The 14,476-nt window shown below is 43.6% G+C and carries 15 protein-coding genes; 12 read left to right on the forward strand and 3 right to left on the reverse strand.

The window, feature by feature from the left end; all coding sequences use genetic code 11:
* Positions 1–7: 7 nt before the first annotated feature.
* The 3 genes from BLCOC_RS00990 to BLCOC_RS01000 all read left to right on the forward strand — a co-directional run bounded on the left by BLCOC_RS00990 (position 8) and on the right by BLCOC_RS01000 (position 5,748).
* A complete protein-coding gene (locus BLCOC_RS00990) occupies positions 8–850 on the forward strand; it encodes a DUF6674 family protein (RefSeq protein WP_115624076.1) in 843 nt (280 codons plus the stop codon).
* 92 nt (positions 851–942) lie between these two features.
* On the forward strand, positions 943–5,541 hold the full coding sequence (locus BLCOC_RS00995; RefSeq protein WP_115624077.1) for a YodL domain-containing protein: 4,599 nt from the start codon (positions 943–945) through the stop codon (positions 5,539–5,541).
* 3 nt (positions 5,542–5,544) lie between these two features.
* Positions 5,545–5,748 carry a transposon-transfer assisting family protein gene (locus tag BLCOC_RS01000; RefSeq protein ID WP_115624078.1) on the forward strand — a complete coding sequence of 68 codons (204 nt, stop codon included), beginning with the start codon at positions 5,545–5,547 and terminating at the stop codon, positions 5,746–5,748.
* A 680-nt stretch (positions 5,749–6,428) separates the two neighbouring features.
* On the opposite strand, the gene BLCOC_RS01005 is transcribed toward BLCOC_RS01000, so the two are convergent.
* Entirely contained in the window at positions 6,429–7,802 is a 1,374-nt protein-coding gene (locus BLCOC_RS01005; protein ID WP_115624079.1) for a relaxase/mobilization nuclease domain-containing protein, read from the reverse strand.
* Positions 7,751–8,092: a plasmid mobilization protein gene (locus BLCOC_RS01010; protein ID WP_115625515.1), complete on the reverse strand. Its 342-nt coding sequence runs from the start codon at positions 8,090–8,092 to the stop codon at positions 7,751–7,753. Before BLCOC_RS01010 ends, BLCOC_RS01005 begins: the two co-directional genes overlap by 52 nt.
* Before the next feature lie 381 nt (positions 8,093–8,473).
* On the opposite strand from BLCOC_RS01010, the gene BLCOC_RS01015 reads away from it, so the two are divergent.
* The 8 genes from BLCOC_RS01015 (at position 8,474) to BLCOC_RS01050 (ending at position 13,634) form a co-directional block, all read left to right on the forward strand.
* Positions 8,474–8,773, forward strand: coding sequence for an ArsR/SmtB family transcription factor (locus tag BLCOC_RS01015; protein WP_004070622.1), 300 nt, complete (start codon positions 8,474–8,476; stop codon positions 8,771–8,773).
* Positions 8,774–8,873: 100 nt separating this feature from the next.
* On the forward strand, positions 8,874–9,881 hold the full coding sequence (locus tag BLCOC_RS01020; RefSeq protein ID WP_004070620.1) for a permease: 1,008 nt from the start codon (positions 8,874–8,876) through the stop codon (positions 9,879–9,881).
* Positions 9,882–9,900: 19 nt separating this feature from the next.
* Complete coding sequence (locus BLCOC_RS01025) at positions 9,901–10,467, forward strand: thioredoxin family protein (RefSeq protein ID WP_115624080.1); 567 nt, start codon at positions 9,901–9,903, stop codon at positions 10,465–10,467.
* A complete protein-coding gene (locus tag BLCOC_RS01030; protein WP_044989957.1) occupies positions 10,464–11,159 on the forward strand; it encodes a cytochrome c biogenesis CcdA family protein in 696 nt (231 codons plus the stop codon). Before BLCOC_RS01025 ends, BLCOC_RS01030 begins: the two co-directional genes overlap by 4 nt.
* Before the next feature lie 93 nt (positions 11,160–11,252).
* Complete coding sequence (locus BLCOC_RS01035) at positions 11,253–11,663, forward strand: thioredoxin family protein (RefSeq protein WP_115624081.1); 411 nt, start codon at positions 11,253–11,255, stop codon at positions 11,661–11,663.
* Between the two features lie 14 nt (positions 11,664–11,677).
* Positions 11,678–12,721, forward strand: a complete 1,044-nt coding sequence (gene arsB, locus BLCOC_RS01040; protein ID WP_004070614.1) for an ACR3 family arsenite efflux transporter — start codon at positions 11,678–11,680, stop codon at positions 12,719–12,721.
* Between the two features lie 8 nt (positions 12,722–12,729).
* Complete coding sequence (locus BLCOC_RS01045) at positions 12,730–13,167, forward strand: arsenate reductase ArsC (protein WP_004070611.1); 438 nt, start codon at positions 12,730–12,732, stop codon at positions 13,165–13,167.
* Between the two features lie 8 nt (positions 13,168–13,175).
* The gene (locus tag BLCOC_RS01050; protein ID WP_242999016.1) at positions 13,176–13,634 is read left to right on the forward strand and encodes a winged helix-turn-helix domain-containing protein; all 459 of its coding nucleotides are present in this window, start codon (positions 13,176–13,178) and stop codon (positions 13,632–13,634) included.
* A 19-nt stretch (positions 13,635–13,653) separates the two neighbouring features.
* On the opposite strand, the gene BLCOC_RS01055 is transcribed toward BLCOC_RS01050, so the two are convergent.
* On the reverse strand, positions 13,654–13,911 hold the full coding sequence (locus tag BLCOC_RS01055; protein ID WP_044989956.1) for a helix-turn-helix domain-containing protein: 258 nt from the start codon (positions 13,909–13,911) through the stop codon (positions 13,654–13,656).
* A gap of 179 nt (positions 13,912–14,090) precedes the next feature.
* On the opposite strand from BLCOC_RS01055, the gene BLCOC_RS01060 reads away from it, so the two are divergent.
* On the forward strand, positions 14,091–14,426 hold the full coding sequence (locus BLCOC_RS01060; protein ID WP_115624083.1) for a hypothetical protein: 336 nt from the start codon (positions 14,091–14,093) through the stop codon (positions 14,424–14,426).
* The last annotated feature ends 50 nt before the right edge of the window (positions 14,427–14,476 follow it).

Consider the following 14,476-nt stretch of genomic DNA (forward strand, 5'->3'; position numbering starts at 1 on the left):
GACAAAAATGGAAACAGTAGGACAGAACACAAAACAGGTCATGGAGGAAAATGACGTATTAAAGCAGTTCATGGAGCTGCTTAACCAGCAGAACATGAAAGAGCAGTCACAGGATTTTATGGGGATTTTCTGGTATGTGGCGGGTATGCAGGTACAGCTTTCCGCAATGGTGGACGAGTTACAGGGTGTCCGGGAACAGCTTTCACAGATGCAGGAGAACCAGCCAAAATCAGTGAAAGAGAACCTCATGGATAAAGCGGCGCACCTTCAGGGGAAAATCACAAGCCTGTCGGAGCGCCTGACAGCGGTAAGAAACCGTCTGGTAGAAACAGCGGCACAGGCGGTCAGCGCCTTTAAGGAAAAAGGGAAAGCGGAGATGTGCAAGGTTCTCCAGAAAGGAATCTCCGGCGTGAAGTCCATGCTTTCCGATTACCGGGAACGTCTGGTTGAAGTGATGACGGATTTTGAAAAGACAGCCAACCAGATTGACAGCATCGGGGACGAACTGAAGCAGATCGGGAACAGCGTTTCCAACGTGGGCAGGCTGTTAGCCGGGAAAGGCACGAAAGAGGTATCGGACGAAAAGCCGGGTGTCGGTCTGACAAGGGCAATCAATACGCCTGTAAAAAAAGCGGTGGAGAACCTCCGGAAAAAGATTGATGCGGCGGATCAGGCATTTGAAAAGCTGGATCGGCTCTCTGACCGTCTGGATGCCGGGAAGGAAGCGGAGAAAGGCGGGCGGGTGTCCGTAAAGGATAAGCTGTCGCAGATGAAAGAAAAAGCGGGACAGCAGAAGAAAGCGCCGGAGCCGGACAAGGCAAAGGCGAAAAGCAAAGAGGAAAGTTTATAAAATTTATCAGCAAATAAAAATATCCAAAACGGGGGCAGACGGGGAAACTTATCTGTCCCCTGTTTTTATGGAGGAAAAGGAGAACGAACCATATGGCAGACGCAAGAACCGAGAAACAGAAAGTAAAGGAGATAACGGACAGGCTGGAGGAAGGCTTGAAAGAATTATTTGAGGGCGAGAAGTACAAAAGCTACCTGAATACCATGTCTAAATTCCATAATTACAGCGCAAACAATATCCAGCTCATAGAGATGCAGTGTCCGGGGGCTACATATGTTGCCGGGTACAAGAAATGGCAGAAAGAATTTGAACGCCATGTAAACAAGGGCGAGAGGGGTATCCGTATCCTTGCGCCCGCACCTTATAAAATCAAAGAGGAACAGGAAAAGATTGATCCGGTCACAAATGAGCCTGTGCTTGACCGGGACGGGATGCCCGTCATAGAGGAAGTGGAGATAAAGATACCCGCCTTTCGTGTTGTCACAGTGTTTGATTATTCGCAGACGGACGGGAAAGAACTTCCCGGACTTGGCGTGAATGAGCTGCATGGGAATGTGGAGCGTTATCAGGATTTTATGGAAGCACTCAGCAGGGTTTCCCCTGTCCCAATCCGTTATGAGGGCATGGAGGGTGACAGGAAAGGTTATTTTATTGACTTAAACCGCCCTATCGCCATTAAGGAGGGCATGAGCGAAGCGCAGACCGCAAAAACCGGAGTCCATGAGGTGGCACACGCTAAACTCCATGCAAAGGAGATTGAACAGGAAACAGGGACTGTCAAAGACCGGGAAACAAAAGAGGTGGAAGCGGAGAGCATCGCCTACACTGTCTGCCAGCATTTCGGGATTGACACGTCCGATTATTCTTTTGGGTATATCGCCGGGTGGAGCAGCGGAAAAGAAATGCCGGAGTTAAAATCTTCCCTCGATACAATACGCCGGACTTCCTCGGAACTGATAAAGGGGACTGAAGCGCAGCTTTTGGAAATTGAAAAAGAACGTGCTGCAGAACAGGCACAGGAGGATATGATTCTGCTTGTGGCAAATACAGACCGTTCGGAATATGACCTTTTGAGCGTTAAGGGCATGGAGAGGACGGAGCTTTTTAATTCGCTGCTTGCCATGAAAGACGATGACAGGCAGAGCGTGGAAGCCTACCTTGAAAGAGCCGGGGCATGGGTAACGCTGCTTGCCAATGAACGGAGCGAGGAAGTGGGGGAATATCATTTAGATTACGCTTACAATACGGATACCCATGAGATAACCGATTTTAAGGCATTACAGGAAGAACGGGAGAAAGCCAATATTCCGATTGAGTATGGCGATGTGGTTGTGAGAATCTCCACGCCGGACAGCGGGGAATATGAAACAATTAAAATCACAAATATGCAGTCAGAAGTGGCAAATGTTGTATATTCTATTCCATTTTTGCAAGAAAATGAGTGGAATGGAAATGTTCTGGACTATCTGCAGGAGAAAGGGTTTGAGTTTGTTCCGATTATGAGAACCGGGGGAGTAAATGACGGTTATCCGCAGTTCTATGATTTTGATGTGGATATGAGCGAATGGGAAGTGCATACCGCTTCGGAACTTCCGGCAACCGTACAGGCGGAGCAGCTTATTAACCGCATGGAATTTCACAGATCGGTGTATGACACAGATGAGCGCAACCTGATTATGAACCACGCTTATAAGCTGGATGATATGTACAAGACAACTTCCCTTGCCCATTCCCTTGCGGAGCAGAAAGACGATTTACCGATGCTTCTGGAAACAATCAAGGCGGCGGAGGAAGAAATTGACTTCCTTCCGGACGGTATGGTGGGGTTATCACAGATGCACGAATACGGGTATTCTTGGGATGAAATGCTCCCTCTGACAAAGGACAGGGCATCGGAGCTGTTCGGGGAGGATGTGTCGGTGTACCAGCTCCACGCAGACGGTTCAGAAACGCTTGTGGAGGACAGGGCGGCATTACAGGGGCATGACGGGCTGTTCGGCGTGGAAAAAAGCGATTGGAACGCTTATCTGGAATACCAGTCCATGAAGCAGGAATTAGAGGACAGCGAACCCAACCGGGAAGCACAGCTTTTGTATGGCAATGAGAGCAGGTTTGGCATCTATCAGCTTAAAGATACGGAGGAAACAAGGGATATTCGCTTTATGAATATGGATTACCTTGAAAAAGAAGGTATCTCGGTTTCCAGAGAGAACTACACGCTGGTCTATACCGGGGAGCTGAAGGAGGGCATGAGCCTTGAAGATATTTATACCCAATTTAATATAGACCACCCGGCAGACTTTACCGGGCATTCCCTTTCCGTCAGCGATGTGGTGGTGCTGCATCAGGACGGGGAGAACACAAGCCATTATGTGGATTCCGTTGGTTACAGGGAGATACCGGGGTTTACAAAGGAACTTTCCGTATCAGCAGAAGTCACTGTGGAAAAAGCGGAGGTCATGGAGGAAACAGCAGAAATTTTGGAGGGAGCAGCGGCAGAAAATACAGCGGTGGAGCCGGACGATGACAAGGTTTCCTATTATGTTATTGAGGATTTATCCACATGGGCGGAGAACAGCCCGGAAAAAAGTAAGCTGGAGCGTTTTGACAGCCTTCCGGAAGCGGTGGCGAAATTTGCGGAGTACCGGGGAGAAGATGTGGAGGACAAGCCGGATATGGCAAGGGCAACTCTCGGCTTCAATGTCAATGGCAGCGAGTTTGACCTGATCCACGTCAGGAACCATGAAAACTGTCTGTCACTGGATTTTACACACAGCAGGGCGGCAGAGGAAAGCAGCCGCTTCATGGATGATTTGCAGACTTTATATCATGAGGTCGGTTTTGATAAGGTAAGGGTACACCGGGAGATGTCACCGGAGGAAATCAAGGATTTTGTGAAACAGCGGTTTGAGCATCAGTTAAAGAGCAGCGGTCTTGATGATATTTCCCTCTATATGGACAGGTTTGATACACTTTACGGACAGGGGAAAATGGAACACCTCATGCCGACAGCTAACCAGAAGCAGATAGTGGAAGATGTACCGTTCATGGAGTGGGAAAATCCGTACATAGACACCAAAAGCCAGACAATGGGCAGAGAAGAAACAGAGCTTGCCTTCCGTCTGGCAGACCGTTATATCAGTATTCAAGAAGCTACGGAGGGATATGATTACACCATTTATGATATGAATTACCGGGAGCTGGACGGGGGTGTGTATGACAATCCGGACATAACAATTAGACAGGCACTTGATGAGATTGTAACGGATTTGAAAGAGCCTATGCACAGGAGTGAACTGGAGGGCAGTATCCGCACTGATGATGAACTGATACCGATTGATTATGATGGATTGATGGAAAAAGCGGAGCAGGCGGAAAAAGGGCATCTTGAGGAACGGATCAGAAACGAAGTGCCGGAAGCTATGGAAAGCAAGGTCATAGCGGATTTTAAAGCCAAAACTGAGGAATTATTTCATGGCATCAACGGGCAGACACAGGAAGATATAGAACTGAATGTTTACGCCTATTTACAGTCCAAGATTGACGAGTATGGAATGGATATACAGCTTGTGGATATGGCGGTATCCGGGAGCAGGTGCAGAGGTTTAGAGGGGGCTGGTTCTGACCTTGATGTGGTAGTGGAGTACCGGGGCGGGGAAAACGAAGATGCCCTGTTCAACGCCTTTAACGAGGACGGTTTTAAAATCGGCGGCGTTAAGGTAGACATCAATCCCATTACAGAGGGCAAGACCGGGACGCTTGGGGAGTATCTTCTGGGCGTGGAAGCCTACCTTGAGGAAAAACGTGCCGCCATGCAGGAGAAAGCCGCAGAACAGGCACAGGAGGAAAAACGGACGGTTGTAACCCTTACAGTGGCGGAGTGCGGGGAGTTCCACAATTTCGGAGAGTACCATGAGGATATAGCGGGTGTGGAGGAAGCAATCGCCATTTTCAACCGGATACCGCCAGAGAGGATGAACGCTATCCCAAGCATCGGCATCAATATCCATACAGAAGGGACAGAGAGCTATGAGGACACGCAGATGGATATTGTTTCGGGCAGAGTTGCGGATTTGGAGATTCTGGACTATGTGCCGGAGATTACGGACAATCCAAAGGCGGTGGAGGTCATTGCGGAGCTGATCGACAAGCTGCCGGATATAGAGGTCAGGGGTTCTCTGGAGAAGTGGCAGGCGGCTTTCCTTGCTGCGGAGATGGACCAGCTTTCCTACAACTACGACACTGTTCAGTACAATCAGACAGTGGAGGACAGGGAAGCGCAGATAGCGAATATCACAGAGGACATCAGGAACGGGAATACCGGGTATCTGAATGATTTCCTCAATGCGCTCATTTCAGACAGTATCCGGGAAGGCATGACGGATATTTTCGGGAAAGGGACGGAGCTTGATGACAGTGAGGGCGTACAGACCGCAAGGAAGGCGAAGGAGCTGTTAGATAAGCTAACAGAATACAAGCCGCTTGCAAAGATTGAGGAACTGGAAGAATGTAACTATAACATGATTGATAACGTCCTGAACAATGAGAAGCCAAAAGAAGAAAAGCAAGCAGGCAGAATTTCCATAAAGGAAAAACTGGCGGAGAAAAAAGCGGTCATCGAGCAGAGGGATAAGTCAGATAAGGAAGTCCCTGAAAAGGGAACAGAGAAAAAATCAGAGAGGGAGATATAAGCGATGGATAAATTTACAGTGGAAGAAATCAATTTGATGTGTGTGTTTGAGGGGCAGGACAGGACGGGCATGATTGCCGACATAAAGAATGTGATTCCCCATATACAGGACAGTGACATGGTGGAGCTTGCCGGACAGGTTTTAGGGAAACTGGAAACCATGAGCGATGCGGAATTTACAGAGGTGGCATTGGAAGCGGCGGAGTGATTGACGCAAATCTTTTATAGCATTATTCGACATAACGTGCTATAATTCTCTTAGTCAGATTAGAACGAGTAGGGATAGTCTGCGGTTGTCCTTTCTGGAAACGGAAAGGAGGTCGGTATGAATACGTTAGAAGTGCTTACGTTGGTGCTGGTGATTTTTGCAGCCTTGACATACATAGACAATAAACACAACCGCAAGTAACGGAAAAGGCTATCTTCTACTGCCATAGAGGATAGCCTTGTAATCCGTATTTTTTACGCTTTATAAGTTTCCGATTGTGCAACCGTCGGACACGCTAATATCCTTCGGCTTCTAAGATGATTATAAACCAACACTGCGAATTTTGCAAGAGGGTTTAGGGAATGGGGGTGCTTCGGCACTCCTGTTTTTTTGCAGATTTGTAGACTATATTACAGGAATATGGTCTTGTCTGCAAGGAATTTTTTTGTTTTTTATAACAAGGTAGGAAGAAATGGGTGGGATTCCGCCGCCTTCGGCATTGTGGGCAATGTGTATAACTTCCCGTTTTATGGAGCTGTGGGCAACACTGTTTGCAGCATGTGGGAAAGCTGCCCTTTGCTTTTCCACATGCTGTGAATGGTGTTGTCCATAGCGGAATGGGGAGTTATGCACATTTCCACGATGCTCTTTTGATTTTAAAGCCTTTTTCAGACAGGGAATTACCGGGAAGGGTTATTATCCCGGTCAGGCTGTTCCTGTGCGCTTTTTGTCGGCTCTGTGCGCCCTAAATACTGGTTCAGGTTCTCCAGTTTCCGGTTCAGCGATTTCAGCTCTTTTTCACAGTTTTTGTATGTGACGGTCAGTTCTTTTTTCTGTGCGGTCAGCTCCTGATATTCCGCTTTCAGCTTGTCAATGTTCAAGCCTTTTAAGGGGATGCCCGCCTGTTCCAGCATACGCCTTGCGCCGCCATAAAGGATGATCTGGCTCTCATGCTTACGGAAATAAGCGTCAGGATTTTTGGACTTCTTATAGGCGATATGATACGCTTTATTTGCCTTGTACTGCTCCGCATATTTGATGATTTCCGCAAGGTCTTTGATGCGGTTCTCCAGCTTGCGGACAGTCTGCTTTGCTTCCTTCCCGGTGGCGGCTGTGGTGGCGATTTTCTGTTCCAGTTCTTTTATAGAGCCAGCTTCATTATATGCCTGTGCCGCAATCTTTAAATTCTCAACCGCCGCCCACCTCTGCAGCCCCGGACTGTTCTGGAATTTCTCATCAGAGGTGTCAATCAATCTCTTATCTGCGTAATCCCTTTTCGGGATAACTGCCTTCCGTTCCCGTTTCAGTTCAATCCGTTCCTTGATCCGCTCCTTCGTGTATTCCTTTCCGAGTGACTTGATGCTGCCACGCACAAAACGGTCTTTGCCAAGTGGACGGAAGGAGATAAATTTGAGGGCGTCTTCCCCAAAAGTTTCCCCTTTTATCTCATAGCCTTTTGCCCGCATCAGGAGCAGAAATTCTTCATAGGTGGAGGATGATTTTATGGCGGCGTTGATGTCTTTCCTTATCTGTGTTTTCCATGCGGCGCTGTTCTTATCTGCCTGCCATTCGTTGTATTTTTTTCCACGCTCCCCACCGGGGATAATGACAGAAAGATTATGCTCGTTGCACAGCTCGTCACTTAATTTTCGGATGCGGTAATAGCTCTGCTTGCAATCATGGTATTTGTCATGTTCTATGTTGTCAGCAGCACAGAAAATGATATGGTTATGGACGTGACCTTTATCAATATGTGTGGTGACAACATAAGAAAATTTTCCCTCTAAAACCTTGTCGGCAAGTTCTTTCCCTATCTGGTGCGCTTCATCAAAACTGACCTCACCGGGAGCGAAAGCCTGTATCAGATGATAGGCTTTATTGGGGCTGTTTTCCCGGCAGTGGTCTAAGGTATATTTAAAGTCAATCGCTGCGGTTTCCGGCGCACAGGCATAGGAAGAAATGTAGATGCTTTCATCTGTCTTGTCCGGGTTGCATATGTAGGCTACCGCTTTATCAACGGTTGCTGTGATAGCATGGATTTTTGTGACTGCCATACCTGTTTCATCAACTCCTTTACTTCGTCCATATCTTCCTGATAGACGTGGTTTGTGCTGTTAATCCTCTTTGCAATCTGGTTCAGGTTAGAGCTGATCCGCCCCAACTCCGTATTGTATTCCCGCAAAAAACTGTAATCCACGTCATAGACATATCCGTATAAAATCAGCTTCCGTATAAAAGCCGATTTGCTTTTCATGCCGGACAGCTTAAACTTCTCATCAAGGATGTACTGCTCTTTGTCATCTAAGTGAAATTCATTCCGGTTGGTGCGTGTCCTGTTTGCCATTTTTACATCGTCCTTTCTAAATTTGGGCATAAAAAAACTGCTGTAACTTGTTCGGTTTACAACAGTCTGGTTTCGTGTCTGTTCAGTTATTTTTGGATAGAATTATCCATGTGTTATTGTAGCAAATCTGCGGGGGAAGGTCAAGGACTGGCAGAGAAAAAACGGAAAGAAAACCAAAGAGGGTTAGGGACACTTCCCTATGGAAATTTCATCATACGGACGGTAGGGAAGTATGGGGAATTTTGCCTGTGTGTCCGAACACAGGCAGTGCTTGCTATTTTTGAAATTTGTTATGAAAAAAAATAAAAAACATATTGACAAATCTCGATATGATACATATAATAACACATAGACAAACATCAATGAATGGAGGCGCATGGAATGGATAATAAAAAAATTGCAGTCATGTTTAAAGCATTTTGTGATGAAAACAGATTGCAGATTTTAGGACTTTTGCGGAGTGGTGAGAGATGTGCTTGCGATATTTTAGAAGAAATGCATATTACACAGCCAACGCTGTCACATCATATGAAAATCTTGTGTGATGCTGGCGTTGTGACTGGAAGAAAAGAAGGAAAGTGGATGCACTATTCTATTTCAAATGAGGGTTTGAGTGAAGCTATGAGATGTTTGGAGCATTTTGTCAACTGCTCCAAGTATGAAAGTGGGAAGTCGTGTTGAAAAAAGTGATTGGTAGTAGAACTTTTTTACACGACTATTCATATAATCAATATATAGATATATTTGAATATTTATATGCTTAAATGGAAGGAGAATCATTATGTTACAAAATGTATGGGATTTTTTTCAGGATGAAATTTTAGGAATGAAATGGCTGAATAGACTAATTGGAAGTGGCTTGGAAGCGGCTGGTCTTGATACAGGCGGTAAGGTAGGGGGAAGCATTCAGTTTTTTATTTATGATGTAGTAAAAATCATGGTGCTGTTAGGATTTTTGATTTTGATGATTTCCTATATACAAAGCTATTTTCCGCCAGAAAGAACCAAGAAAATTCTTGGCAGATTTAAAGGAATTGGAGCAAATATAATCGCTGCTTTGTTAGGAACAGTTACACCGTTCTGCTCCTGTTCTTCCATTCCTTTATTTATTGGATTTACCAGTGCGGGACTGCCACTTGGTGTTACGTTTTCATTTCTTATATCTTCGCCAATGGTTGACTTGGGTTCGCTGGTGCTGCTTATGAGTATTTTTGGCTGGAAAGTTGCTATTGTGTATGTCATTGTAGGGCTTGTTATTGCAGTTGTAGGTGGAACAATTATAGAAAAGTTACACTTGGAAAATCAGGTACACGAATTTATCAGAAACGGTCATGCGATGGATGCTCCGCAGGAAGAACTTACCAAAAAGGACAGATTAAAGTTTGCGTGGGATCAGGTTGTTGAAACTGCAAAAAAGGTAGCACCTTATGTATTGGTAGGAGTAGGTATTGGAGCGTTTATTCATAATTGGATACCGGAGGATATTATTGTAAAGGTATTAGGAACAGGCAATCCGTTTGGAGTAGTTATTGCCACAGTAGCAGGCGTACCGATGTATGCAGATATTTTTGGCTGTATTCCGATTGCGGAAGCTCTGCTTGCGAAGGGGGCAAGATTAGGTGTTGTGCTGGCATTTATGATGGGGGTTACAACGCTTTCACTGCCGTCGATTATTATGTTGAAAAAAGCGGTTAAATCTAAGTTGTTAGGAATTTTTGTAGCAATATGTACGCTTGGTATTATTATTGTCGGATATTTCTTTAATGCCTTTCAGTATTTATTGGTGTAAAGTACGGAGGTAAGAAATTGTGAAAGACAAGAAGCTGATATTAAAAATATTAGTGCCTGTTGTGATTGTCATGGTCATTGTAGGTATATGGTTTATTAAAAATACACCAGAAAAAGAAGAAATAGCAGATAATCAGAGCCAAACAGGGGAGGAAAACACTGTTGAAGAAATACAAGGTGCAGACTTTACACTGAAGGTTTCTGAGCAGATTGATTTTGAAGCATTAGCAGAATATGGACTTCCAGTGATTGCAGACTATGGCTCGGATGATTGTATTCCATGTAAACAAATGGCTCCAGTATTGGAAACAATGAATGAGGAATTTTCAGGCAGGGCATTTATCAAGTTTGCTGATGTATGGAAGTATCAGGACAGTGCAGGAAACGTGCCAATACAACTTATTCCTACACAGGTGCTGTTTCATGCAGATGGAACACCTTTTGTTCCGAGTGATGAATTACAGCAGGAAATGGAATTTATCATGTATAGCGATAGGGAAAGTGGGGAACACGTTTTTACAGTTCATCAGGGAGGATTGTCAGAAGAACAGTTCCGCAGAATTTTGTCGGAAATGGGGGTTGAATGATGATTGACATATGGTTAAATCAGATTGCTGCGTCTATACAAAATAATATGTGGATTGCTCCGTTTCTTGCACTGTTAGCTGGCATATTGACATCGTTTACTCCATGTTCACTGTCAAATATACCGCTTATTATTGGTTATGTTGGCGGTGCAAAGGAAAAAAATACAAAAAAAGCCTTTCGGTATTCAGCCATTTTTGCATTGGGAACAGCAGTAACATTTGTTTCGCTAGGGTTGATTGCAACATCGGCGGGAAAACTATTGGGTACTTCCTCAAAGCTATGGTATTTTGTACTTGGTGTACTGATGGTGCTTATGGCATTACAGACATGGGAGATTTTTCAGGTCATTCCGTCCATGAATTTGTTATCAAAAAGTAAGGCAAGGGGTACAATCGGGGCGTTTGTAGCGGGAATATTGGGCGGCGTTTTTTCATCACCATGCTCTACACCTGTGTTGATTGCCTTGCTTGCTATTGTGGCAGGAAAGGGAAATCTGTTTTGGGGGATTTTGCTGATGTTCTTATATTCTATCGGTCATAGCATATTGGTAGTTATTGCGGGAACATCAGTGAGTTTTGTTAAAAGAATCAGTACAAATGAGAAATATAATAAGTTGGGGACAATATTGAAGATAGTAATGGGAATGGCTATTCTGCTAATTGGATTTTATATGTTTTGGTTAGCATTTTAATCCGTTAAAAATATCTTGATGCATTTATGGGTATGTAACAAAGCGGATAGGAAATATCCGGTTTGCATATAAAATTTTAAGGAGGATCAAAAAATGGCATTATTTAATTTGGGAAAAAAGAAAGAGGATGTAAAAGAGCCTACTTGTGCGTGTAATGCACCCGTAGAGGAAGCAAAAGAAGAAAGCTGCTGCTGTTGTGGTGGGGAGTCATCAGATACAGAAACAGAAAGCTGTGGCTGTGTTGATGCAAGTACAGGCATTCAAAATATCAAGGTACTTGGCGCTGGCTGTAAGTCATGCCATGAGATGTATGAAAATACAAAAAAGGCGGTTGAAGCGGCAGGCATTAAGGTAGAAGTAGAATATGTGACAGATATGGAAAAAGTAATGACTTATGGAATTATGAGTATGCCGGGACTTGTTGTAAATGAAAAAGTTGTATCAGTGGGCAAGGTCTTGAAGCCAGCAGATATAGAGAAATTATTTCATAAACTCGGTTTCTAAGAAGGAGGAAGTCTATGAGTAAGGAAGTCAAAGGGCAAGGAATTAGTGTTTTTCAAAGGTATTTGACTGTGTGGGTATTCTTATGCATGGTGGTGGGTATATTAATCGGGAAGTTCTTGCCTGTGATACCTGACCGTTTGGGTGAATTGAATATAGCCGGAATATCCATACCTATCGCAATTCTGATTTGGGTTATGATTTATCCTATGATGATGAAAGTAGACTTCCAAAGCATAAAGCAGGTCGGAAAAAACCCGAAAGGATTGTTAGTAACATGGGTTGTAAACTGGCTGATTAAACCATTTACCATGTATGGAATTGCTTATTTATTTCTATTTGTTGTATTTAAAGCTTGGATTGCACCAGAACTTGCAACGGAATATTTAGCGGGTGCGGTTCTTTTGGGGGCTGCACCATGTACTGCTATGGTTTTTGTGTGGAGTACATTGACAAAGGGGAATCCGGCATATACAGTTGTTCAAGTGGCAACCAATGACTTGATTATACTGATAGCTTTTGTACCTATTGTAAAATTTCTGTTAGGGGTATCAAATGTGACAGTGCCTTATAGTACATTGTTTGTAAGCATTGTGCTGTTTGTAGTGATACCTCTTGTTGGTGGAATAGTTACCCGTATCAGTATGGTAAAGAAAAAAGGGAATGAATATTTTGAAAATGTATTCTTAAAGAAGTTTGATAATGTAACAACCGTAGGGCTTCTTTTGACATTGATACTGATATTCAGTTCACAGACAGAAGTGATTTTATCTAATCCGATTCATATATTGCTGATAGCTGTACCACTGACAATTCAGACATTTTTCATTTTCTTTTTGGCTTACGGAGCTTGCAAAGTATTAAAATTATCACATGATGTAGCGGCTCCGGCAGGTATGATCGGGGCATCTAATTTCTTTGAATTGTCGGTAGCGGTGGCAATCGCATTATTTGGTACAACAAGTCCGGCAGCACTGGCTACAACAGTGGGAGTTTTGACGGAAGTTCCGGTAATGCTTACATTAGTTAAGATAGCAAACAGTTCACAGACTGTCAGATAGGAGGGTGTATGGACAGAGAAGGTAAGAATGGAAAGCTGAAAATTATATGTGATGGAAAACCTAAAGTAGCATTTATATGTGTGCATAATTCCTGTCGTAGTCAGATAGCGGAGGCATTAGGCAAAAAATTAGCGTCGGATGTGTTTGAAAGTTATTCAGCAGGAACGGAAGTGAAAGAACATATAAATTCTGATGCTGTTCGTATGATGAAAAATCTCTATGGAATAGATATGGAGCAGACACAATATAGCAAGCTGATTTCAGATATTCCAAAGCCGGATGTTGTTATTCTTATGGGTTGTAATGTTGGCTGTCCGATTGTAGTAGGGCAGTATACGGAAAATTGGGGGTTAGATGATCCTTCTGGACAGAATGATGAAGTGTTTAACAAAACGATAAAAGAAATCGAGGAGAATATTATTCATTTAAAAAGCCGATTGATGTGAGTGATTAGATGATATATAAGGTGGTGGTTATAATGAGTAAGGTGATGATACTTTCTTTTTCAGATGGTGAAGAAGAATTTTGCCAGAGAATGTTGCAGATTGTAAGTGAAAGTCCTCACTTTGAAGGCTGTAATGTACTTCAAGTGGAAAAACACCTTAGTATCGGAGGAATGAAGCTGAACTTAGCAGAGAAAAATGTAGTCATACATGGTGCGGAAGTTATGCTTACCAATAGAGAGTTTGAAATATTGTACTTATTAGCGCAAAGTCCCGGCAGGATATACAGTAAAGAGCAGATTTATGATATTGTCTGGCAAGAACCTTATTCTGGCGATTACAATATTGTTATGAGCCATATCCACCACATAAGGGAAAAGATAGAGGATAATCCGGGCAAGCCGCTTTACATACAGACTGTATGGGGCATTGGTTATCGGTTCAACAAAAATTTAAGCAGCAGTCTGTGATAGGAAAACAGATTGCTGCTTATTTTTTATCCTTTACGCCTAAGAGGTATTCACAGGATACATGGAAGAATTCTGCCAGAGCTACAACTTCATAATCCGGAACAAACCTTGTTCCTTTTTCAATCCGTAAAACGGTCAAATCGCTAAATTCATATCCAGCGAGCTGGAGCTGTTCCGCAAGGGCTTTCTGAGATAGTTTTCTTTCCGTCCGCAGTTCCATAACCCTTTGACCGATCAGATTTTTGGAGTTGCTTTCTTTGTTCCAATAGATTTTAATATCTTACCACCAACTTTCTAAAGATGAAGTCCTTTATCATTGATTTTACGAAATATTGTTGATAATATACTTCTAAAGATGAAGTGTAGAGAGATTATCTTGTGAAAAGAAAGTTAGGGATTGATAATACTGCCTGTAAAATGCAATATTATTTTTAGCAGAGAAAGGTGGAAACAAACATGAATGAAGTTTTTGAAACATTGGCAGGCGTCTTTGAGGAACTGCGCAGCGAATCAGAGGACAGGGAGTATTCCGTCCAGACAGAGGAAGCAAAAGCAGCCAGCCGGGAACTGAAAAAGAAGCAGAAGGCATTTGAAGCATATCTTTCCAAGCTGTCAAAGGAGGACAGGGAGTTTTTAGAGGACTATATGGATACGGTGGATCATGCCCATTACAAGGAGGAACAGCGGGCGTATTATCAGGGGTTTGTGGACAGCATACAGGTTCTTGATGGACTGGGCATCATAAAAAAGCGTATGCGCATAAAGGAGCTTCTTAAAATATTCAGCAAATAGACAAAGAGGTGGCTGGCAGGACAGAAGGCGAGCCACCTTTTTTGCATGGT

It is taken from the genome of Blautia coccoides, from assembly GCF_034355335.1.
GTDB lineage: Bacteria > Bacillota > Clostridia > Lachnospirales > Lachnospiraceae > Blautia > Blautia producta.